This is a genomic window from Pseudomonas sp. D3-10 (assembly GCF_051132175.1).
In the GTDB taxonomy this organism is placed as follows: Bacteria; Pseudomonadota; Gammaproteobacteria; order Pseudomonadales; family Pseudomonadaceae; genus Aquipseudomonas.
Genome location: NZ_CP071668.1, coordinates 3,051,763 through 3,073,748 on the forward strand (window position 1 = coordinate 3,051,763; position 21,986 = coordinate 3,073,748).

A 21,986-nucleotide genomic window follows, 5' to 3' on the forward strand; every position below is an offset into this window, starting at 1 on the left:
CTCAAGCGCCGCTGGGTTTGCCGCAGAATTGACTGATCGGTTTATCGATCGGCCTCTTCATGCCCTCACCCATCGCTTTCAAGCCCTCCAGGAGCGGCAAGATCGCGCGCCAAAGCGATTCGTCATGCAGCAAACGGTATGAGCCCCGCACGCCTGGCGCGACGTCGTCGTTGTTGGGCGCGGTCCATTGACTGACCGCAGCGCCGGCATCCTTCAGCGCGAAGGCCAGCCGATAGAATTCATCGGGCGGCACGCGGGACAGTGCCATCGCCAGGATCGACAGGTTCTGAATGACGTTGAGCGTGCCTTCCTTGTTCAGGCCATCAACCAGCACTTTGGCAATCGCCGTGTTGGCACAGACCAGGTCATTGGCCATGCGCAGCACGCCGTGTTCATGGAGGCTCTGGACCAGACGATCGAGTTCATCCTGCGCGTCAGGCTCGGTCTTGCTTGGTTTTACGTTGTAATCAATAGGTTCGGCCATCAAAACCTCTCCGGATGGGGCGCCGGTGCGTCGATCGGCGCGTAGTCGTCTCTGGCCCACTTCACCTCAACAGCCACGCCATTGTTCGGTGTCCTGTGGCCGTTTCGGAAATTGCCGCGCGGCAATGCCGATTGCGGAGGGGGATCGCTCAGGATCGTCATCTTCACAGCGGTTTCCTTGTAGGCCGGCGTGTTGACGTCTGGATCATGATGTTCCCCGGTGAGTTCATTAATGCCGGGCTTGCCCTGGTGAATCGGCATGAACAGCACCTTGCCGCACACTCGATCGGTGATCAGAACCGGCACCGTGACCGAACCACGGCGAGAAGTGATCCGCACCTGGGTCCCATCCTGGATACCCCGCTCGGCTGCAAGCTCGGGACTGATTTCGACGTACCAATGCGGTGACAACGAATCGACACGGTCGCCACGTCCCGTCTGGTTGTTGCCCTGGAAATGCTCCAGCATGCGTCCGTTGTCCAGCAGCAGGTCGAATTCGCTGTCGGGCGCTTCCGCCGGAGGTTTCCACTCCAGCGGGTACAACACGGCTTTGCCGTCGTCGGTGTGGAACCGGTCGGTATAGAGCAACGGGGTATCGGTGCCATCCGGCTTTACTGGCCAGAGGAGAGATTTCCAACCGTCCAGGCGCTCATAGCTGGCGCCGGCGAACAGGGTGGCGATACCGGCCACCTCCGCGAAGATCTGCGAGGGATGCTCGTATCCCCAGTCATGGCCCATTCGCTTGGCCAGATCGGTCAGGATGCGCCAGTCCGGCAGGCTGTTGCCCAGCGGCGGAAAAACCTCATGAAAACGTTGGATCCGCCGCTCGGTGTTGACGAAGGTGCCCTCCTTCTCAACGCTTGGGCAGCCTGGCAGCACGACGTCGGCGAACTGCGCGGTGCGGCTGAAGAAAATGTCCTGCACGACCATGAAATCGAGTTTTCTGAAAGCCTCATGCACGTTTTCAGTGTCGGCGTCGGAAAACGCCGTCTCTTCACCGATCACATACATGGCTTTTATCTTCTGCTCGGCGGCATGCTGAACCATCAGGAAGTTGTCTTCACCGACCTTGTTGGACAGTCGTTCCGGCGCCACACCCCAGGCCTTCGCCCACTTGGCTCGAACCGCTTCGTCAGTGACTTTTTCATAACCGGGATAGACGTTCTTCAAACACCCGAAGTCGCTGGCCCCCTGGACGTTGTTATGGCCGCGCATCGGATAACCGCCGGTTCCCGGGCGGCCATAGTTGCCGGTAACCAACAAGAGATTGGACAGTGCGGTGCTCGTGTCGGCCCCATGGCTATGCTGGGTAATGCCCATTGCCCAGAGCAGGCAGACCCGTTTGGCCTTGCCGATCATGTTCGCGGCGCTGACCAGATCCGCCTCCGACAACCCGGTGACCTGCGACGCGAATGGCAGGGTAAAGGGTTCCAGGGAGCGTCGGTACTCGTCCACCTGATTCACCCGCGCTTCCAGGAATGCCGCGTCCGCCATGCCATGATCGAACAGGTAACGCGACATGGCGCTGGCCCAGACTATGTCGGTGCTCGACCTGATCTGCAGAAACAGGTCGGCGCGCTCCGCCATTTCATGCTTGCGTGGATCGACCACCAGCAGTTTTTGCCCTCGATGCTTGCGCGCGGCCTTGATTTTCGAAGCGATAACCGGATGGTTCTCCGCCAGGTTGCTGCCCACCAGGACGATGAGGTCCGCCTGTTCAAGATCGGCGATCGTGCCGGCGTCGCCGCCGTAACCGACCGTGCGGAACAACCCCTGTGTCGCGGGGTTCTGGCAGTAGCGTGAGGAGTTGTCGACGCTATTGGTGCCGATGATCAGGCGAGCGATTTTCTGCGTCAGGTAAGCTTCTTCATTGCTGGCCTTGCTGGAGCCAATGAAGCCGATGGCATCGGCGCCGTGCTCACGTTTTATGGCCAGAAGACGGCCTGCGACCAAGGTCAGCGCCTCGTCCCAGCTTGCTTCACGAAACCGGCCGTTTTCCCGGATCAGCGGCGTCGTCAGGCGTTTCTCGCTGTTCACGAAATCCCAGGCGAACTTGCCCTTGATACACGTGGAAATGCCGTTCGCCGGTGCGTTCACCACTGGCTGCACCTTGAGCAGCGTGCGGTCGCGAGTCCACATTTCGAACGAGCAGCCCACGCCACAATAGGTGCACACGGTCTTGGTGCGTTTGATTTCAGGCTGGCGCCAGTGCATGTCCATGACGGAAATAGCGGTAATGGGCGGCGCACCGATCGTATTCTCGATCGTCTTCACCGCGTCGATGAGCGGCCGCTTGATGTCCTCGGGCATCGACGTCAACGGTCCGGCATCCGGCTGCATGGTTTTTTCGAGCAACGCGTTGCAGGGGCAAACCGTGACGCAATGACCGCAGCTCACACAACTGGAACCCTCTATCTTGGTTTCGCCATCCCACAACACCCTTGGATGCTCCTGGGTGAAATCGATGCTCAGCGTTTCATTGACCTCGACGTTCTGGCACGCTTCCACGCAACGCCCGCACAGGATGCATTGATCGGGATCGTAGGTATAAAACGGGTTCGAGTGGTCCTTGCTGTAGGGCTTGCGCTGGTATTTGTAGCGCTGGATCACGGGGTTCATGTCGGCGACGGTATTGTGCAGCGTGCAGTCACCGGTGTTGTGCTCGCAGACCGTGCAATAAAGCTCGTGCTTGGCAAGGATCCGGTCCATGCCTTCTTCCTGCGCCGCCTTCACGCGAGGCGTTTCGCTCACCAGCTTCATGCCGTCGGCGGAACGCAGCGCGCACCCGCGGACCAACTCGCCATCATGCTCGATCCAACAGACATCGCAGGTCTGGATCGGCCCGAGGGCGCGGTGATAGCAGACGTGAGGCAGGTCGATGCCCTGCTCTGCCAAGAAATCGATCAGCGGCTGGTCAGCGTCACCCCTGAGGGTGCGACCGTTGTACTCGACGCTGCACTGGTATCTGCCATTCATGGAAATTCGCCCCGTTGGCCGACTGACCGCCCGGACAGTGGCCCAACGAAGCTAGAGACCGAATGCCCACACGGAAATGTTCAGTTACAGAATCGATATCCCAGTGCTGCAAATGTTCATTAATTTTTGCGCGAAGCCGCTACAGCGTGTGGCATCCGAATGCTTGTAACGCTCCGCTAATAGATGCTGGCTTGTCCTTTCGCTCAAGCATTCACATCCACGACCGTGCGCCCGCGAACCTGCCCTTGCAGCACCCGAGCCGCGACTTCCGGCACTTGCGCCAGGCCGACAAGCTGCGTGGTGCGAGCAAGCTTGTCCACATCCAGATCCCGGGCCAGACGCGACCATGCCTGCAAACGGACAGCCTGGGGCGCATTCACGGAGTCGATACCGGCCAGGGTCACGTTGCGCAGGATGAAAGGCAGCACCGACCCCGGCAGATCCGCGCCCTGGGCGAGGCCGAAGGCGGCGACGACCCCGCGGTATCGGGTCTGGGCCAGGGCATTGGCCAAGGTATGGCTACCGACCGAGTCGATGACGCCCGCCCAACGCTCCTTGGCAATCGGTGCGCCCGGCTCCGACAGGGTGCGCCGATCAATCACCTCTGCAGCGCCCAGGTCACGCAGATAGTCGGCTTCTTCCAGGCGTCCAGTCGACGCGATCACCCGATAGCCCAGGCCCGACAACAGCGCTATCGCCACCGAGCCCGCGCCGCCGTTGGCGCCGGTCACCAGGATATCGCCCCCGTCGGGCGCCAGGCCGCCGTGTTCCAGCGCCAGCACGCTGAGCATCGCGGTGTAGCCCGCCGTGCCAATGGCCATGGCTTGGCGGGTCGAGAATACGTCCGGAACCTTCACGAGCCAGTCACCACTCACCCGGGCCTTCTGGGCGAAACCGCCGTGGTGCGTCTGGCTCAGCCCCCAACCGTTCAGCAGTACCCGGTCGCCAGCCTGGAAACCTGCGTGGCTGGAGCTTTCAACGATTCCGGCGAAGTCGATGCCGGGAATCAACGGGAACTGGCGGATCACCGGCGAGCGGCCACTGAGGGCCATGGCATCTTTGTAGTTCACCGTGGAATATTCGATAGCGACGGTGACATCACCGGGCATCAGGTCCTCTTCGGTGAAGTCGACCAGGCCGGTCGATATGGCTTCATCGGTTTTGGTGGCAAGCAGCGCTTTGAAGGTCATGGTTGTTTTCCTGTGCATTTGAGCGGCGAATGTCGTGGGCCCGGTTGAGCAGATTCACGCCAGTTGCATCGCCTTGCGGATACCGGTATCCAGCATGCCCGCCGGCGCGAAGCGGCGCATGAACTGCAATTGGGCTGCCGCCTTGCCGGCGGTGTAACGCAACTTCGGACGCTCGGCGCGAGCGGCCTTGAGCACCACGTCAGCGACCACATCGGGCCCCTCGGCCGTGGCCATTGCGTGATTGACGACCTTGGTTACCTTACCCCGGATATCCTCGTACAGGTCCAGCTTAGCGTCAGCCTGCAGGCTGTTGCTCTCGAATGATGTCTTGGTATAACCGGGCTCGATGACGACGACCCGGATGCCATGGGTCCGTAATTCATGATCAAGGGCTTGGGAATAGCCATCCACCGCGTGTTTGCTCGCCACGTACAGCGCCACATAGGGCACGGATACCACGCCGAGTATGGAACCGATGTTGATGATGCGACCGACACCCTGGCGCCGCATGTGCGGCACAACGGCGCGCGTCATTCGCACAACACCGAGGAAATTGGTATCGAAGATCGCCTTGGCCTGGTCGATCGAGCTTTCTTCGGCCGCGGCCGGGGCGAGCCCGAAACCAGCGTTGTTGACCAGCAGGTCGATACGCCCTTCCAACCGCATCAACTGCGCAACCGCGGCCTCGACGCAGGCATCGTCGGTCACGTCGAGTGCCAGCATCTCATACGCCTGATGATCGGCCCGGGCTCCTCGCCGGCTGGTGCCGTACACCTGATAGCCGGCCGCTACGAGGGAGTTGGCAATGGCTTCGCCGATACCGGAAGAAGCGCCGGTCACCAAGGCTACGGGTTTGTGGATCGTCATGGAGTGTTCCTCGGCAACTGGGTCGGGCCCGACATCGATACGTGTCGGGGCAGCTCTATGATGATGAGCATAATCATAGCCGTCAACAGTTTTGATTTTGATTGACATCTAATTTAGATCCAGCCTGATGCTGTCCGTCGCTTCGAGGTTACCTTGGCATTCATGCACTGGAACCTAATGCTCGCCAAAGTGGATTTGCCACGCTGCGTCTGTAGGCCGAAGCAGGTTTCAAGGAGGACGTTCAAAGCGGCGTCTCTTGTCCAACCTTCCCCGAAAGCTCACAAGCCACCACTTGCGGCACCACGCGGATACCGACACGCCGATTGGCCCTTCGCCCAGCTTCGGTGTCGTCTCCAGCTATGGGCTGACCGGCGGCGACGCCCTGGACGGCTAGGCAACCGGCGGGGATTTTGCCCACGTGCTGCATCCAGTCCCGCACTGCAACAGCACGGGCGTTTGAGAGTTGCAGGTTCTGTTCCGATGAACCTGTCCCGTCGGTATGGCCTGAAATGACGATCAACCCGTCTGGCTGGGCCTTGATATCCACCAAGGCCTTGACCAAGGTATCGGTCGAACCAGGCTTGAGCTGCGAACTGCCGACATCGAACAGCGACAGGCTGTCCAACTGCACCGGAGCGGGCAAGACCAACGCTGACCTCGCGCTCATCCGCCATCCGACAACCCCTGCGACGAGAGCGAAGACGAGCGCCGCGCCGCACAGCCATGGCGAAAAGTGCCCCTTACGATGGGTCATGTCCGGCGGGGGCAGGACCACAATGGGTATCGCCAATGCCGGCTCTGTCATTCCCATGGGAAGCAGTGCCGCTTCGATACGTTGATCGCATCGTTCCAAACGTTGGATCAGCTGGTTGACCTGCTGGCGCAGAGACTGGAGAGCCGGCAGCGGCGTGGATGCGTAGCTTGCCAGCCGCTCAGTCAGGCAGCCCAACGCACCATCGAGCTCAAGCAACGCGCGCTGATCGTTGGTCGTCAGCGCCAGGCCACGCAGCAGCGTTTGCAGCTGTGCGAACAACCACCCCAACGTATCCAGGCGCACCCGCACCGACGGCGGCCACAGGCTGGGCCATTGACCGCAGAGCGTCTTCAACAATCGAACGCCTTGGACCATGCCGTCCAAACCGTGACGCTGGCTTCGAGCCAGCGCATAGAAGCTGACGGTTTGCAGCTCCGCACCGTTGAGTTGCAGCAGCACAAGGCATAACTGCTCGACTTTTTGCCAATCCACGTCTGGGCAGGCGCCATGGCCCAATCTGGCCAACTCGTCGCGCAAAGCGACGAACTCAGCATAGCCGCGCGGATCGCCACCGATTCGAACATGCACTTCAAACAACGCGCTCATCGCGCTTGCCTTGCGTTATCCGTTCCCGTTGCCGCCACATGGTTCTGTCGCTTCAGGTGACGCATCAGGACTTTGCCCTCCGGTCCCAACGTGGTACCGAAAGTTACCCGGCGCCCTCCTTTCAACTGCACGTCCAGGGCGCACTCCAAATGCCCCGGCAGTAATTGCGGCAGTAGCTCGATGGCGAGCGCCGTCAATCGCGGTTCGTATTTGAGCAGGGTATGGGTCATGGCCTTTATCAACGTATGGGCGGTTGCCGGTAGCCCCTGCAAAATGGTTCCCATGTCGGGCAGTCCATAATCCGGTAAATGGCTGAGGCTGCCGGCCCGGCTGTTGAGGATGCGTTGCAGGTTGTCCAGGACCGACAGCGTGTGCTGGTCCTGCTCGCTGACGCGATGCAAATCCAGTTCACCATTGAAGTTTTGCAGCAGCATTTCATAGAGCGAAGGGTTGGGCTCGGTCATGGATCAGTCCTTCGCCAACGGGCGCAACGTCAGTTGGTTGGCGCCCATCTCGATGAGCCGTGCCCGATCCGGGTCCAGGTCTTCGCGCCTCAGCACCAGGCGCCAGGAGCCTAACGCGGCGTCTGGACTTCGAAACAAGCCCACCAGCGCCACTACCCGCGTGCGGGGGTCCATGGGCACGCTCAACAGCGCCCCTGCCCCGGGTTTCACCACCACGGCGCGTTTGTCCAGCAATGCACCTTCGAACAGGTTGTCGTCTGTGTTCACCAGCCCGTCGTAGGTGGCCTGCTCCAACGCGGCACTGTCGCGTAACTGGTAAACCCGCACCAAGGTGGGCAGCGATAAGGCGTTCATGTCCGCGGTTTCGGTGTTGAGCGCGGGTCGTGCGTTGAAATCCAGGTGCAAGGTCTTGACCTGTTTACGGAACATCGTCCCGGTGGTGAACCCCGTGCTCGGCTCGACGGTCTGCGCCGCTCCACACCCGCCAAGCGCAGCGACCAGCACTGTCAGTGCCAACCGGTTAATAAAGGTATGTGACATGTTGTGTTTCCCTGATCCGTGGGTTGGTCGAAAGGCCCTGGTAGCGGCCCATATTGATCGTGAGGGTGTCCTGTTCTCGCGGCTGCCAGGTGTCTGAACCCAAGCCCAGCACACCGGTCATTCCCAGTCGTATCTGCCGATGCCCCAGTATCGGAGTTGGCAGGCTGCTTACCGCGATGGTCAATTGCAGCGTCGCGGTGCAGCGCCATCCCAGGTACACCCGCAGGAGTACAAGCAGGTCGCGGTGAAGCGCTCCGCCGGGCAACCAGTCATTGGCCTCCTGCGCGTCGTCGGTGGACAGCACCAAGTGCAGCTGGCTGTTGACGTCTTGCCCGACATTGCCCAGCGGCGTGCCCTTGGACAAGCGTACCGGGCAAGACGGACACAGGCTGGCCGGTTGCGGCAAGGGAATCTTCTGCGGCCGGTGCGGGGTTATCCGTGCCTGGGTATGGACGGCCAGCAGCTTGACGAGCGCCTCGATGCCTTCGGCGTTGCGGGTAGGCAGGCGCATGACGCTGAGCAACGCGAGGAAACGGGAGACTGGGTAGCGACGCGTTCCGCTGTTCCGGGAATGCCCAGCCCGATCAAACCGAACAGGCACTGCGATGTCGCATCGCTGCCGCCCGCTGCAAACGTCGCTGGATAAGAGTACTTGCGCCAGATCCGATAGAACTGAGTGAAAATCCGGTGATTGAAAATGTCGAGGAAAGCTTCCAGGGCCTCATGCCCCTCCCGGCGTTGAGCGATGTCATCCACAAACCCCGTCGGCATTGGCGAATCTAGGCCGTACAAACCCATCAGACGGGTGCGCACCGTAGCCGGACGTTGCGGGTTGTTCGTGTCGATTTCGATCGCCTTCAGCTCACCGGCGGGAAACCCCATGCCGGGATCGGGTCGAAAGCGCACGGGATCGTCTGCCGGATGCGCGGTGCTGCCAAGCAGAGGACGGCCGGGCAGCGCTTGTTCCAACAGTTGGCAGAAACGATACAGGCTGGCCTCGGCCACCCGCACTCGCAACGCGTCCAGCAAACCGTCGGCGTTCAACCGGGAATGCGCTGGCTGTGGTTCTCGTTCCATCGCAGGCACGCTCCGGTAGGTTGAAGAATCAGCGTGAGCTGGGTGAACAAATGAATGTCGGCGTAGAGCGCAAAAAAGCGGTTGAGCATTTCACCGAACAGACTGATATCGCCGTCCCCCGAAAAGCCGTGGGCATCCAAGGTGATTTCAATATCCACCCCGCGCAGCAAAAAGCCATTTTCAAAACGTTGGACCAGGTGATGGTTCACCTCGACAATCGCCGCCAGGCGACGCCGGTTCTGCTCGCTGCCGGTCCAGTCATACAACGCCAACGTCCCGCGCAACACCTCTGCGCTGTCGAGCATCGGCAAGAAATTGGAGCCCAGGTGGCTCAGGATGCGCCAGTGGAAACGGTCGCGGTTTGGCGGATAGCACGGCAACGTCGGCGCACACAGGTTGCGCACCCGCAGGCCGAACTGGGTGGTTTGCACCGCTGTATCGAGCACCGTGCTCTGCAGCGCTTTGCGTGGCAGCTGTCCGTGGGTGCCGATCAGGTGTAACGACAGGCTGGCGTGGGTATGCAGCCGATCCTCGTCGAAGCCTTCTCCGCCCAGGATCAACCAGGTGTCATACAGCCCATTGGCGGCCCGCTTCAGGCGGCTATGGAAATAACGTTCCGGCGCCTCATCACGCAGCATGCCGCCTTTATGGCGAAAACTGGTGAACGGCACGTAGTCCATGCGCTCGGCGCCTTTGGATGCGGTCACCTGGTCCACCGAATAGATTTCCAGATGGCCATCCTGCAAGCGCATCGGACGCAGCAAGTAATCGGTTTGCAAGGGGTCCAGCGCCAACGGGTCGGCCTCCAGTACGAACAAGTTGATCACCGGCACCGAGTGCAGACGAATATGTTCACGGTTCAGGTCGAAGTTCTGCGGCCAGGGCTTGGACAGCACCACTTCGAGCTCGAACCAGGGCGCGCCGGACTCAAGCGGCAGTTGCTCAAGGCCACAGAGGGTGACGAACATGAATTTTTCACGAAACGTGAAGTACTCAAGCAGCAGTTGATAGCCGCTGAAAGCGCTGTCGCCCTTGGGCCACAGGCGATCCTCGTCGCCAAAGCCCTTGGGGGTGAAATACCCGTCCACCGGCTTGCGATCCGACTGTCCTGGCAAGCGCACATACATTGCCTGCCTGTTCAAGGTCAGGGCTTGGTGCAGTGCGCTGGCCAGTGGCGCATCGGCATTCAAGTACAGCGGCAAGCGGCTCAGGTCGATTTGTGACCAAGGGACGGACGCGCTTCGGACAAAACGCAAACGCAGCAGCGAGCGGCCATCCGGTTCGTGGTCGCGCGCCACGACTGTCAACGCCAGCGGCTGTAACGTCACGTCTTGCGTGGTGGTGTAGCGACAGCAGGTGTGCTGCGGCCCGATGGGGCGCGACAGGATCTCGAACCCTCTGGGGATCCGTTCGCTGCGCTTTATCAAGGCAAGATCCGGCGCCAGCTCGATAATCGACAGGGACGGTATGGTCCGCAAGTAATGCGGCCACAGCAGGCTGACCAAGCCTTCGGTGAGCTCCGGCAGATCATCGTCGAGCTTCTCCCGCAAGCGCCCCATCAAGAATGCAAAGCCCTCGAACAAACGTTCTACGTAAGGGTCTTGCGCCCCCGGCTTGTCGAGATTGAGATATGCCGCCCGGTCCGGGAACGCCTCGGCGAATTCCTTGCCGGCCTCGCGCAAATAACGCATCTCGGCGTCGAAATAGCGCAATGTCAGATTTTCCATGTCCATAAAAGTCCTGAAATGAGTGTCAGCCGCAAAGCACAGCGGCACGTACCGGATCGATGGCCACCAGCGCCGCCAACAAAGGTTCCATGCGTCGGACCAGGGCAGGTTTGTCCGTGTCGTTGCGTTGGGCCTTGACCCTCAGCAACCTGAGCAGGCGAGCCTTGACCTCGAAATACAATTCGGGCTCCCACGCGCACAGGTCATGGTGCTGTGAAGCGGTGTCCAGTTCCCCCAGCAGGTGGATGGCCAGCTCACTTTTGCCGAACTGTTCTGCCACCCTCGCCATCAGCAGGCGCAGCAGCCATCGTTGGCGTGCGCAAACAATGTCCGGGCGCGCCGCCAGCCAAGCCAGCGCTTGCTCGACCCCTTCTTTGTCGGCCTGCGCCAGGGCTTCGGTTTCCCACGACAAGATGTCGGCATCGCCGATGACCGGTGCCGACGATGGCGCGGCCAACCCTTGCTCCGGGCGGTCTGCGCTGGCTTGCTGGGCAATCCACTCACGTGTGGTCTCATCGGCGAAAGGCGTGCCGTCGCGCCAGCGCAGCAGCTCCAACCCCGGCAACCGATCCAAAAACATGCCCAGGTCACGTCGGACGACATCAGCCCAGCACACCTGCGGCGCCGGTTGTCGACTCAGTGCCTGATACACATACCACTGCAAATCCAACCAGAAATGGTTCACGCCTTCGGCATAGATTCGTTCCGCGTGATCGAGCAACTGGGTCCAGCCCTGCTGCAAGTACAAACGCTTGAGCTGCGCCCGATAGTCAGCCCTGGGCGGCGTCAGCCGGGTGTTGCCATCGGCGTCCTCGGGCGGCGCCTCTTGCACCGTGTCCCAACGCAGGCTCTTCATCACGCGGTGGGCCGCCAGCCAACCCTGAGGTTGATCACGCAGATAACCAGCCAAGGCCCGGCCGTGGTCCAACAGATCCCGACCGGACTTGATCGCGATAGCAGCCGAAGCCCCGGCCTGGGCTTGCGATTCCTGGCTGGCGGTACTCTGCGGGACCAGCGCCTCCATGCCTTCGGACCGAGCCAATCGGGCGGATAGCGCGGCATACAGGGCCCCCAGGCAAGGACGTTGATCGTCAGGCCATGCCGTCAGGCCCTGCTCCAGCCAGGCCAATGCCGCGGCGGTGCGCTCGGCCTCGGTTTTCACCACCTCCGGATACCGCCACAGCGTATCGAGCAGCTTTTCGCCGGCCAGCCACTGCAACGCCATCTTGCGGCTGTTCGGTCGCACGGGCAGTACCGTATCGGTGAACCGCTCCACCAGCGCCGCCAACAGGCTCAAACCGTCGGCCAGCCCGGCTTCGCCGTCCCTGCACAAGCGAGCCCACACGTAGTAGGTGGCGACGCGTAAATCCTTACATTTGCGGGTCAGTAGCTTTTCACCCAGTTGGGCCACTCGTTCAGCATCGGCGCCGGACAGCTTGCCAACCTCTTCGCGCATGCATTGAAAATCATCGTCATAGCCAGGGTCGTGCCCAACGGGTGCCGCTTCGCTGATGGGCTGCAGCCAGGGTTGCCAGCGTGCGGCCTGTTCACGGGCGATGGCCAAGGCGTCGCGCTTGCCCAGGCAATGGGTGATCAGGTTTTGCAGGCTCATCGGAGCACCTCATTGCGCACCAGAGGCACCGCTGGCCCGCCCTCAGCCAAAAATATCCGCCCCGGCAACGTAAACCCTCGCAACTTCAGAAGCGCCATCGGCCCGGCATCCAGTTCGGTGCGCAGGTGCCACGTCAGGCCCAGACCATCGGGCGCCTTGAGCACCATGCGGTAGCGGCTGTCGCCATCGTCCAGCGCGGTGAACGTGGCCTGTTCCAGCAAGCGGATCAGCCCCCAGGCGCCGGCGTAGTCGGCGAACAACCGTTCGCCGGTGTGGACGCTGGTCCACGTCAGGCTGACGCCGGGGTAGTCGCTGCGTCCCGGCCAGCCGAAGCGCTGCCAGCGCTCCTTCTGGTTGAAGTAGTGGTGTTTCTCTCCGTTGAGGATGAAGGTGGTTTGCACCACATCGCGCACGCCTTTGCCGCTCAGTTCAAAACTCAAGCCCAGGCCGCCGTCGGTGTAGAGCACGTCGGCCAGATCGCTCAGTTGATTGACCGCTTCCAGGAATTGGGGATTGACGCGCAAACCGCGACCGTGGCGGGGATCGGCCACCCAGCGGTTGCCTTCCTTGCGCAACACGCCGCTCAACTGGCTGTGGAGAAAACGTTCGATGCGCCCCGTGTCGGCGCGGATCATTTGCCCCAGCATCGGCAACGAAGCGTCGCTGGCCGTCGCGGCGAAGGGATAACGCCCGGTAAAGGCCGCGTTCCAATGCTCGACGATCGAACGCCGCCATTGGCTGTTGAGGCCCGCCGCCGACGGTTGCAGCACTCGCTGCCAGGCCTGTTCCAGCGGTTGCACGAACAGCGTTTCGCCCACGCCGGCCCATTGCGCACCGAGGCTGGCGGCCATCAGACGGCCATAGGACTGGGTATCGGTGAGGTCGATGCCCCGGCCCTGGAACACCGTCTGCGCCAGGGCCTGGGTCATTTCCATGGGGTCGCTGGCCGTGTTGATCTGTTGCAGTTTCAGGCGCACGCGGGTCACTTGGGTGAGGTAGGCCTGGAGGCTCAAATGGTCAGCGCCACCCTTGCCCAGCAAGGCCAACAACGGGCCGAACGTCGGATCCAGCGGGCCGCTCGGCAGGTCGGCCAGCGGGTCTATGGGCGGGGCCTTGTCCGGGCCGATGAGCTTGTGCGCGGACCTCATCAGCGAGTCGCCCAGGGCCGGGGCGCGGGTGCCCGCTTGCCCTTGATAGGCCAGGGTATTGATCAACGCGAGCAACGGCGATTGGCGCACGTCGCTCATCAGCGTCAACTGGTCGATGACCTGTTCCAGGCTTTTGGGTTGATTGCCCCGCAGGCTGTTGAGAAACACCAGCCAGGCGCCCGCGTAGTCCTTGAAATAGCGTTCGGTCAGGCGCGCCTTGAGCTCGCCGGGCGTCAAGCGCACATCGATGTCACCGGGGCGATCACTGAGCACCCAATCGATTTCTTCGCGGCGCGCCTGGGTGATGTCATCGATGGCCTGGCGCACCTGGCCCTCCCAGGCCTGGCGCGTGAACACTCCCGGCACGCTGGCCTTGCTGGAAAACAACCCGGCGGCTTCGGTGTCGCCCACCATCTGTTGCAGGCCCAGGGCTGGATAGTGCGGGGTGGCGTCGTCCAGCACCCGTTGATACAGGCTGGCCTCGGCGTTGCGTTGGCCCAATTGGTCGAGCAGCACCTGGCGCACCTGCGCCACCAACCGCGGGTCGGCCTCGATGCGCCAATCCGGGTGCGCGGCCAGTTGCTCGGCGTAGAACTGCCACAGGTTCGGTGCGAGGGTCTGCCAGAGCCCTGGCGAAATTCCGTCACGCGTGGGTTCGGCGTGGCCCAGGGTCTTGACCAACAGGGGCGCCTCGGCTTTGTCCGGGCGCGCCATCATCAGGTAAGCCTTGAGCTGATCGTAGGCCATACGCGTACGCTCAACGCGCTCGGGGCTGCCCGGCGCCAGCTTGACCAGCGCCTCCAGTTGCCCGCGCAACCTCGCCGCCGCCGGGTCGCGCACCAGGCGGTTATTGGCCTCGACATACCGGGGCCACAACAGTTCGAGCAAGGTTTCATTGCGGTTCAAGCCAAAGCGCTGGTACCACGGCGCACCGGACACGACACGGTGATCCAGGCGAGCCAGCACGTGGACGAGCGCTTCGAGCGCCAACAGTTGCTCCTCTTGGGTGGATGACTGTTGCAACGCCGTCGACAAGGCCTGCGCCTCGACGATCTGCGCCCGATTGCTCACAAAGGACAGCGCCATCCCCGCGCCCCACACCAGCGCCAGGCCCATGAACAGCCCATAGACGACTCGCGGCGCGCCCCACCCCAACCGCGCGCCGACGGCCTTGTCGCGCTGCACGCCGTGCCACGCCGGGTCCGGCCACCAGAAGTGCTCGCCGTCAGCGCTTTGCGTCACGCGCAGTGGCAGGCTGAACCACAACCCTCGCAGCATCACCCCCGGGTTGAACCCACTCAACGACGGCGCCAGCGCCTGCCGCCAACGGGCAATGCCCTCGGCCTGCAAATCCCGGGACAGGCGCAGCAGGAAATCGTGGTGCATCCGCTTCTTGATCTTCATCTGGGCAAAGCCCTGGCAACGCAACGGCTCGACCAGATCCTCCAGGCACGCCTCCAGCAGCGACGGCGTCACCTTGGCCGGCAACAGACAACCCACCGGCTGGCTCTCGCGCCCGTCCTGGGACCAGCCGCTCTCGCACACCTGCCACAAGTGCAACGGCAACCGTCGGCGTAGCCGCCGAGCCAGCCCCTGCAACTGCCGCATGCCCTTGGCCAGCGCCACCGCATCGGTGCTTTGCGGTTTGTCCAGCGCCCAGACCACCCCGTCCAGCGCCCGCCAACGGCGTAGGGTGAGCCATGGGTTCAACAGCGGGGTTTGCAATTCTTCCTGGACGCTGCCGCCCCATAGCAGCACGGTGCGTTCGCCTTCGAGCCATTTCTTTTTCGCCAGCTCCGGGGCGATGGCGGCGATCTGGGTGGGCTCGCCGACGATGAGCAGCAGACGGACCTTGTGGCGCCAGAGGGGGCCGTATTGGAAGCGGAGGTTTTCGCGTAGCTCTGCGCCCAGTATCGATTCAGGCGTCCTGGCCTGAGGTCGTGATGAGGTCACCTGGGTGCTACGCACCAGAACTCTGATCCCGTTCTGCATGATTTGCCACATCAATATCGCCATCGCGAACAACAATGCCCAGCAAAAAAATGCCTTGAGCAGCAGGTCCGACAGCACAACGCGGTCGACGGGTTGCCCAGTCCATAACCACCACCCCCCGCCTGCCAAGGCAACAAACACGGCCAAGATCAACGCCAACAGAAGCGCCGTAAGCCAGGAAGAGATTTTTTGAGGTTCATCTGTTTGAGTCATGGGGTTTCACAATTCCGAGGGCCAAGGTGTAATGGGAATCGCAAGCCAGCCAGGCACAGGGCTCACCGTGTTGCTCGGCGTGCCAGGCGGCAAGGGTCTGCGCAACCATGGCCTCCAGATTCGCCAGCGTGCCGAAATTGTGGTCTTGCACGTTTTGCTTGGTGTTCCAGCCAATGGCAGACAGGTCGACTATGTCGGGCTGGGAGAACGACACACACACTTTGGCGGGCGCCTGCAGTTCGCTTTGTTGGACGGCTCGTTCGGCCACCTTTACCACCGACTCTTGATCGGTGAACCATTCTCCCCGCAACAAACCCATGCCTTGCTCAAGGCCCAGCAGCCAAAGCAGCGCCGCCTCGCCGGCCGGTAAGCGGCTGTCTTTTTGTGGTGACGAGGATTGGCAACCGCCGCAGAGAACGCGCGCATCCGAAGGGGCGCTCTGCAGCTGGTTGATGATTGAGTCCAGGCTGCGAATGCCCTGCCAGGGCTCAGGTCGCTCCGGCAGTTCAACCTGGGGACAGGATTCGGCCATTTGCTCGACGAACGCCGCCCAGGACTCGACGGAACCCTGCCAATAGCAACGCACCGGCTGCAAGACGATGGGCTCGGTTTGTTGCTCACACCATTGCAGGGCGAGCAAAACGGCCAATTGCCGCTCGCGCTCGGTAAGGTCGTCACCGAATACCTGAAGCAGACGAAGCGCCAGGCCTTCGGGCGTTTCTTGCGGTATGGGCGCAGGTTGATCCGGGTTGAGCAGATTCTGCCTGTGTTCCTGGGTCAGGCAGGCGGGCCCGAGCAAGACAGTGTCCACCAACGCGGCTTTCTGCCGATGATGCGCCCACCAGGTTCGCTGGATCCGTTGCGCCGCCTCGGCATAACAACGAGCGTTGTGTCGGTTGAATCGGTAGCGCAACACACGCAACAGCAACACGAGCAACCATGCCAGCAACGTCGTGATCGCGCCGACAACCATCAAGCGCGGCTCTACGACCCCATCCAGGAGCGCGCTGGCGCCGCCCAACAAAATCAGCAGCCCCGCGACTCCGGCTATCCAGCGCCTGTATCCGGGCGCCCGTGACGCAGGGTAAGGCGCGAACTCCGGCGCCGGGATCATGAGGCCACCAGCGTATCAGGCCCGGAGCTGACCAACGTGCAATTGCAGCCGCAGCGGTGACCATCCAGCGCCACGGGGCACCCGTCGACTTCCATCAGGTCACTGCCCTCGGCAATCTCGGTACGGCCGTGCAGGTTGCAGCGCACCGCATCCCCCTGACAGGCAATGGACAGGCCGTCGCATAGGTAGTGGCCCCCCAATACCTCGCCTCCGTATTCCTTGAGGGTGTCGCCTTGGCGAATGATGGCTTTCATAATTTCAACTCCTTGTAATGAATGGGGTCAGGACTGCGGGCACGACGTAGGCACCGGCAGGTTGAGCGGGATCTTGATCGGGTATTCGGGACTGCCATAGGCGTAGCAGGACGTGGTGACCTGGATGTCGTCGCAGGGCAGGAAGTGCACGGTCAGGCCGCAGACTGTTTGGTTGGTGTAGTCGGGGATGGGGACTTGCTTGGTGTGCCGCCTCTTTTGCGCGACGATCTTGTCGAGCCAGGCGTCGTATTTGGCTTCATCAGCAAGACCTGGATTGTCATAGGAGTAAGCGACACCCGTCTCCCAATCGATCCGCACCGTAATACCCTGCTGCCAACGCGACGGCGCGACGTAACAACATCCGCCCCCGCCACCCTGGTAAGGCCCGATAACGTCAATCCCCGAACGCCCATCCACACTGAATCGGTTGATCGCCCAGTGAGTGTGATTGATGGCTTCGAGCGTACTGGCAGAGACGTTGGGCGCGAGCACCGCGCCCAACAAACCACACCAGGCTAGCAATAGCGTATGCCACGGGCTGGGCCTGAGCATCGGAGCGTTGCCTCTTGAAGGGTGGCGAAGCAAAGGTTCAGCTCGGCGCATCGTTCGTCTCCCTGGCCTTTGCATAAAAATCCTTCCAAAGCTCATCGATGTCCTTCTGCACCTGGGCCAGGCGTTCAACATCCATGTCTAGCGGCACCGGGTCGCTGGTTGACTTTGGCTGTCTTTGGGCCCACTGGCCTTGGGCGTTTTCGCTGTAGAGCGCCAGCGCCCGGCTGTCGCTCTCGCCGAAGAACACCATGCGGTCTCGCAAGAAGCTGCCCCAAGGTTCGCGCCCAAGCTTGTAGAGGAACCAGGCGCGGGAGTCGTGCACGTGGTCGTCGAATAACGCACGCAACAACCCTTCGGGTTGTTCGGCATTGCGGCTTTCGTCGACGTTGCCGCGAAAGGTTTCGTTCTGATGGTTTATCTGGGACCGAGGGGGTGGAAACAATTGGCTGACCAACTTCTGGCCGGCCGCTTTCATTCGTTCACGCTCGGCACGGATCTGGGTGGCAACCCAGAACGGCTCTGGGCCGGCAACCAGACCAAGCGCCAGCAGGGCCAACGGATCCTGGCGACCCTCGCTCCGGTAAACCTCAGCGAACTCTTCGGCCGCTTCGCGCAGCTGGGTTTTCGCCATGTCCGCGTCGAAATCCTTTACGCCGGGTTTCAGTGTTTTTTTCGGGACACGGCCTATACGTTCGGCGACCATCTGCAGTTTGCGATGCCTTTCGATCGCTTGTTGTTCTGCATCACGCTTGTGTTCGGCAGCTTCACGGACAGTCTTGTCGGCTTCGGTATCGCTTGCCTGTTGGTAGAAGCCTGTCTGTTTAAGGCTGGCAAAGGCGTAGCGGTCGATGCGCCAGGCGGTGATCCAGTCCAGTTGCGTGCGTAGGGCTTCTTCCAGGCTGAGGGTGGTCGGTAAGGGTTGGTAGCTTTCGATCTGTTCGATGGGCAACGGTTGCGTTACCGCTGGCAGGTCCAAGGTGACTTGGCGCCAGGCGTTGAATCGACTTGCGGTTATTGGAGCGACTTCAAACGCTTCGGCCACGTCATCCGCCATTGCCCTCCAAAGCTCATGGCCCAACTCTGACGGCAAGGAAAGAGGCGAGACCTTCAATGGGGCACCATAGGCAAAGGCATCTGCATACAAATCGTTTAAGGCTATTTGCGACAGCAGCAAACCATCGCTCTCGCCCATCGCCTTCCCCTGATCACCTGGCGGATACCCCCCACCCTGATCCGAATGTACCCCCGGATAGATCACCTCCTGGCTATTAGCCGGGTACTCCCCGTTTTCACGGCGAATCGATTCCAATGGAAAACACAACCGCTGCTCATGGCTTGCCACCAAATGCAGGCAACGCTTCACCAATCCGCTCTCCGGCAGGTGCTGGTTGCCATCGGCCCAGCTCATGTGCCCCTGGGCGCCTGGAATAATGTCGGCGATACCCACAGAGGCCACGGTGTCCAGCAGACCCAGATATTCCACGCTCAGGGGCACCCGTATATCCGCCATCGGCAGCGTCAGCGCCAAGTCGGACAACAATCGATCCAGCCAACTTACAAAACCCCGGGCCGCCGTCGCTCCGCGGGAAAAACCGTAGACATACAGCTTCAATCCCAGCAACTTGACCTGGCCGGGCTGCGGCTGCGTCAGGGCCAGTTGCAGGGGCTTGGCCAACGCCTGCAACTGTTTGCGAAACTCGCGGCTGCGATTGGCGTGGCCGGTCCCCCAACCCAGGCCGAGCGCCGTGCCCATGGCCTTGACCGCCACCTGCAGCGCGGCATTGTCCAGGCGTGGTTGGTTCAAGGTGCGGCGCAGGGCATCGATGAGCATCATCAACCCCCAGTTGATCCGCTCTTCACCGTACCAGGCGGTGGCCAAGCCCGATTCGCTGTAATCAAGGTCTCCGACTTCCGGGAAAGGTGTGCCCACGCCGGGCATGTAGTACTTGAAATACTGGCCATTGCCATTACCCGGCGCATCGACCAGGCGCTCGGCCTTGTCGCTGTGGGCGGTACCGCCGGCATGGCCGGCGCCAATGCTGGCGCGAAACAGCCGGGCGATATTGGTCGGGTGCGGTGTCGAGGACTCGTACAGGTCGTTGTTCAGGTTATTGCCGGTGCCGTCGAAAAACAGGCTGATGTGCACGGTCTTGCAGCATGGAGGCATCACTCTGCGCCCAGCGGCGACGCACAGGGAGTCGTGATAGTCATGCTCCAGAGCGCATTGGCGATTGAGGTTCTGGTAAACCAGCCCGACATCTCTGGGTAAGCGGCCCTGGACCGGGAATGCCGGCGGATACCAGACCGGGGTGTGCTTCAGCTCGGACATGAGGTGGGCTCCGGTAAGTTGAGGGGGGTCTTGATCGGGTATTCGGGACTGCCATAGGCGTAGCAGGACGTGGTGACCTGGATGTCGTCGCAGGGCAGGAAGTGCACGGTCAGGCCGCAGACTCTTTGGTTCGTATAATCTGGGACCTCTACCATCTTGCTATGCTGCTGCTTTTGCGCTTTTAGCTTTTGTTTCCAGGCTAGGTACTTAGGCCAGTCCGCATAGCCAGGATTGTCATAGGAGTAAGCGACACCCGTCTCCCAATCGATCCGCACCGTAATACCCTGCTGCCAACGCGACGGCGCGACGTAACAACATCCGCCCCCGCCGCCCTGGTAAGGCCCGATAACGTCAATCCCCGAACGCCCATCCACACTGAATCGGTTGATCGCCAAATGAGTGTGATTGATCGCTTCCAAGGTGCTCGCCACCCCACTTGAAGTGATTGAAATGGCGGTCAAACCTGCGGCAATCCCAACGACGCGTCTGGCTATCAAACACGTGGCCATAAAGTCACTTCCCTCTGTTAACAGCCAACTTACAAAACCCCGGGCCGCCGTCGCTCCGCGGGAAAAACCGTAGACATACAGCTTCAATCCCAGCAACGTGACCTGGCCGGGCTGCAACAGGCTGATGTGCACGGTCTTGCAGCATGGAGGCATCACTCTGCGCCCAGCGGCGACGCACAGGGAGTCGTGATAGTCATGCTCCAGAGCGCATTGGCGATTGAGGTTCTGGTAAACCAGCCCGACATCTCTGGGTAAGCGGCCCTGGACCGGGAATGCCGGCGGATACCAGATCGGGGCGTGCTTCAGCTCGGACATGAGGTGGGCTCCGGTAAGTTGAGCGGGGTCTTGATCGGGTATTCGGGACTGCCATAGGCGTAGCAGGACGTGGTGACCTGGATGTCGTCGCAGGGCAGGAAGTGCACGGTCAGGCCGCAGACTTTTTGGCCGGTGTAGTCTGGGACGGGCACCTGTTTGCGGTGCTGCCGCGTTTGCGCGCTTATTTGCTTCTCCCAAGCCAAATATCTAGGCCAGTCGGCATACCCAGGAAACCCATCGGGGTAAGCCACACCTGCCTCCCATTCAACCCGCACCGTCATTCCCTGCTGCCAACGCGACGGCGCGACGTAACAACATCCGCCCCCGCCACCCTGGTAAGGCCCGATAACGTCAATCCCCGAACGCCCATCCACACTGAATCGGTTGATCGCCCAATGAGTGTGATTGATCGCTTCCAAGGTGTTCGCCACCCCACTTGAAGTGATTGAAATGGCGGTCAAACCTGCGGCAATCCCAACGACGCGTCTGGCTATCAAACACGTGGGCATAAAGTCACTTCCCTCTGTTAAATGCTGTCGATTCGGGCGCGAGCAATCGTTTGAGAACGAACGCTTCCCGCTCGGGCCCCAGAAGCAATCCCGCTTCGGTGGCGTCGAGCATCGCCGCGTAACACTGGTGAAAAAATTGTTCATTCCCATATGTCGCTGGGCGTGCAGCAAGCAGCTTGCTCATTGCCAACGTCGCATCACTTGCGCAACCAAGAACTTCCAACTGGCTGTCGCTAAGGTCCAAGGGGCGAAAATCCTCCGAGCCCAAGGGTTCGCCAGGAGCGCCAGGCAAGTGGCCGGGAACGCCGTCACGATCAAGCCAGCTCCAGAACACTGCGGGACGAAGTAGCAGTTGCTGTTGTGCAGGCTCCAATACGTGGCTGAACAGCAGCGGAAACAGACGCGGGTCGTAATAGCGCAGCAGCCCCGTACAGCCGCCGTTGGACACTTCCAAGCAGCGACCGAGGTGTTCGGCCAATGCTGGGAACAGCCAAGGCGAGGCCAACACCATCAATTGCGAACGATCGCGTACCTCGTGCATCAGGCAGCCAAGCAACTGCCGTTGCAGTGGCTGCGTCAGGTCGATACGCAGCAACAACGGCGCCAGTTCGCTAGCGCCTTCCTCGGGCAGACCGGTGAACAGCGAACGCCATTGCAACGGCGGCTCGACGCTCAATACGCTGGGCAATAACGGGGCGTTGCTGCCAGCCTGATCCACAACTACATCGAGATGGTACAAGCCGCTCCTGGCACCA

At 61.4% G+C, this 21,986-nt stretch carries 17 protein-coding genes and 1 pseudogene; all 18 read right to left on the reverse strand.

Features of this window, described 5'->3' with window-relative positions:
- Position 1 precedes the first annotated feature (1 nt).
- Positions 2-484, reverse strand: coding sequence for a DUF1641 domain-containing protein (locus J3P90_RS13755; protein WP_434674878.1), 483 nt, complete (start codon positions 482-484; stop codon positions 2-4).
- Positions 484-3,459 carry a formate dehydrogenase subunit alpha gene (gene fdhF / locus J3P90_RS13760; protein WP_434674879.1) on the reverse strand — a complete coding sequence of 992 codons (2,976 nt, stop codon included), beginning with the start codon at positions 3,457-3,459 and terminating at the stop codon, positions 484-486. The genes J3P90_RS13755 and fdhF overlap by 1 nt, the downstream gene beginning before the upstream one ends.
- Positions 3,460-3,662: 203 nt before the next feature.
- Positions 3,663-4,649: an acrylyl-CoA reductase (NADPH) gene (gene acuI / locus J3P90_RS13765; RefSeq protein WP_420764018.1), complete on the reverse strand. Its 987-nt coding sequence runs from the start codon at positions 4,647-4,649 to the stop codon at positions 3,663-3,665.
- Positions 4,650-4,703: 54 nt separating this feature from the next.
- Positions 4,704-5,516 (reverse strand): oxidoreductase, encoded by an 813-nt coding sequence (locus tag J3P90_RS13770; RefSeq protein ID WP_420764019.1) that lies wholly within the window; start codon positions 5,514-5,516, stop codon positions 4,704-4,706.
- A 241-nt stretch (positions 5,517-5,757) separates the two neighbouring features.
- The gene (locus J3P90_RS13775; RefSeq protein ID WP_434651017.1) at positions 5,758-6,876 is read right to left on the reverse strand and encodes an OmpA family protein; all 1,119 of its coding nucleotides are present in this window, start codon (positions 6,874-6,876) and stop codon (positions 5,758-5,760) included.
- Positions 6,873-7,340 carry a type VI secretion system baseplate subunit TssE gene (gene tssE, locus J3P90_RS13780; RefSeq protein WP_434674880.1) on the reverse strand — a complete coding sequence of 156 codons (468 nt, stop codon included), beginning with the start codon at positions 7,338-7,340 and terminating at the stop codon, positions 6,873-6,875. The genes J3P90_RS13775 and tssE overlap by 4 nt, the downstream gene beginning before the upstream one ends.
- A gap of 3 nt (positions 7,341-7,343) precedes the next feature.
- A complete protein-coding gene (gene tssJ, locus J3P90_RS13785) occupies positions 7,344-7,880 on the reverse strand; it encodes a type VI secretion system lipoprotein TssJ (RefSeq protein ID WP_434674881.1) in 537 nt (178 codons plus the stop codon).
- Positions 7,861-8,957: pseudogene (tssG, locus tag J3P90_RS13790) on the reverse strand (type VI secretion system baseplate subunit TssG). Before tssG ends, tssJ begins: the two are co-directional and overlap by 20 nt.
- Positions 8,921-10,690, reverse strand: a complete 1,770-nt coding sequence (gene tssF, locus J3P90_RS13795; RefSeq protein WP_434611343.1) for a type VI secretion system baseplate subunit TssF — start codon at positions 10,688-10,690, stop codon at positions 8,921-8,923. Before tssF ends, tssG begins: the two are co-directional and overlap by 37 nt.
- 19 nt (positions 10,691-10,709) lie before the next feature.
- Positions 10,710-12,296 carry a type VI secretion system protein TssA gene (gene tssA / locus J3P90_RS13800; RefSeq protein WP_434674882.1) on the reverse strand — a complete coding sequence of 529 codons (1,587 nt, stop codon included), beginning with the start codon at positions 12,294-12,296 and terminating at the stop codon, positions 10,710-10,712.
- Positions 12,293-15,598: an ImcF-related family protein gene (locus J3P90_RS13805; protein WP_434676577.1), complete on the reverse strand. Its 3,306-nt coding sequence runs from the start codon at positions 15,596-15,598 to the stop codon at positions 12,293-12,295. The genes tssA and J3P90_RS13805 overlap by 4 nt, the downstream gene beginning before the upstream one ends.
- 34 nt (positions 15,599-15,632) lie before the next feature.
- A complete protein-coding gene (locus J3P90_RS13810) occupies positions 15,633-16,763 on the reverse strand; it encodes a hypothetical protein (protein WP_434674883.1) in 1,131 nt (376 codons plus the stop codon).
- A complete protein-coding gene (locus tag J3P90_RS13815) occupies positions 16,760-17,017 on the reverse strand; it encodes a PAAR domain-containing protein (RefSeq protein ID WP_420767927.1) in 258 nt (85 codons plus the stop codon). The genes J3P90_RS13810 and J3P90_RS13815 overlap by 4 nt, the downstream gene beginning before the upstream one ends.
- 27 nt (positions 17,018-17,044) lie before the next feature.
- A complete protein-coding gene (locus tag J3P90_RS13820) occupies positions 17,045-17,569 on the reverse strand; it encodes a DUF3304 domain-containing protein (RefSeq protein WP_434674884.1) in 525 nt (174 codons plus the stop codon).
- A 37-nt stretch (positions 17,570-17,606) separates the two neighbouring features.
- Positions 17,607-19,898 (reverse strand): T6SS phospholipase effector Tle1-like catalytic domain-containing protein, encoded by a 2,292-nt coding sequence (locus J3P90_RS13825; RefSeq protein WP_434674885.1) that lies wholly within the window; start codon positions 19,896-19,898, stop codon positions 17,607-17,609.
- Positions 19,886-20,407: a DUF3304 domain-containing protein gene (locus J3P90_RS13830; RefSeq protein ID WP_434676578.1), complete on the reverse strand. Its 522-nt coding sequence runs from the start codon at positions 20,405-20,407 to the stop codon at positions 19,886-19,888. The genes J3P90_RS13825 and J3P90_RS13830 overlap by 13 nt, the downstream gene beginning before the upstream one ends.
- A 302-nt stretch (positions 20,408-20,709) precedes the next feature.
- Positions 20,710-21,183 (reverse strand): DUF3304 domain-containing protein, encoded by a 474-nt coding sequence (locus tag J3P90_RS13835; RefSeq protein WP_434674886.1) that lies wholly within the window; start codon positions 21,181-21,183, stop codon positions 20,710-20,712.
- A 52-nt stretch (positions 21,184-21,235) separates the two neighbouring features.
- Positions 21,236-21,970 carry a DUF4123 domain-containing protein gene (locus J3P90_RS13840; RefSeq protein ID WP_434674887.1) on the reverse strand — a complete coding sequence of 245 codons (735 nt, stop codon included), beginning with the start codon at positions 21,968-21,970 and terminating at the stop codon, positions 21,236-21,238.
- Positions 21,971-21,986 lie beyond the last annotated feature (16 nt).

What these genes read in the sequence shown, in the direction of transcription:
- J3P90_RS13815 (WP_420767927.1), bottom strand. Translation starts at nt 17,017, where the DNA reads ATGAAAGCCATCATTCGCCAAGGCGACACCCTCAAGGAATACGGAGGC.
- tssE (WP_434674880.1), bottom strand. Translation starts at nt 7,340, where the DNA reads ATGACCGAGCCCAACCCTTCGCTCTATGAAATGCTGCTGCAAAACTTC.
- J3P90_RS13755 (WP_434674878.1), bottom strand. Translation starts at nt 484, where the DNA reads ATGGCCGAACCTATTGATTACAACGTAAAACCAAGCAAGACCGAGCCT.
- J3P90_RS13825 (WP_434674885.1), bottom strand. Translation starts at nt 19,898, where the DNA reads ATGTCCGAGCTGAAGCACACCCCGGTCTGGTATCCGCCGGCATTCCCG.
- J3P90_RS13820 (WP_434674884.1), bottom strand. Translation starts at nt 17,569, where the DNA reads ATGCTCAGGCCCAGCCCGTGGCATACGCTATTGCTAGCCTGGTGTGGT.
- J3P90_RS13770 (WP_420764019.1), bottom strand. Translation starts at nt 5,516, where the DNA reads ATGACGATCCACAAACCCGTAGCCTTGGTGACCGGCGCTTCTTCCGGT.
- J3P90_RS13830 (WP_434676578.1), bottom strand. Translation starts at nt 20,407, where the DNA reads ATGGCCACGTGTTTGATAGCCAGACGCGTCGTTGGGATTGCCGCAGGT.
- tssF (WP_434611343.1), bottom strand. Translation starts at nt 10,690, where the DNA reads ATGGACATGGAAAATCTGACATTGCGCTATTTCGACGCCGAGATGCGT.
- J3P90_RS13810 (WP_434674883.1), bottom strand. Translation starts at nt 16,763, where the DNA reads ATGATCCCGGCGCCGGAGTTCGCGCCTTACCCTGCGTCACGGGCGCCC.
- tssJ (WP_434674881.1), bottom strand. Translation starts at nt 7,880, where the DNA reads ATGTCACATACCTTTATTAACCGGTTGGCACTGACAGTGCTGGTCGCT.
- J3P90_RS13775 (WP_434651017.1), bottom strand. Translation starts at nt 6,876, where the DNA reads ATGAGCGCGTTGTTTGAAGTGCATGTTCGAATCGGTGGCGATCCGCGC.
- tssA (WP_434674882.1), bottom strand. Translation starts at nt 12,296, where the DNA reads ATGAGCCTGCAAAACCTGATCACCCATTGCCTGGGCAAGCGCGACGCC.
- fdhF (WP_434674879.1), bottom strand. Translation starts at nt 3,459, where the DNA reads ATGAATGGCAGATACCAGTGCAGCGTCGAGTACAACGGTCGCACCCTC.
- acuI (WP_420764018.1), bottom strand. Translation starts at nt 4,649, where the DNA reads ATGACCTTCAAAGCGCTGCTTGCCACCAAAACCGATGAAGCCATATCG.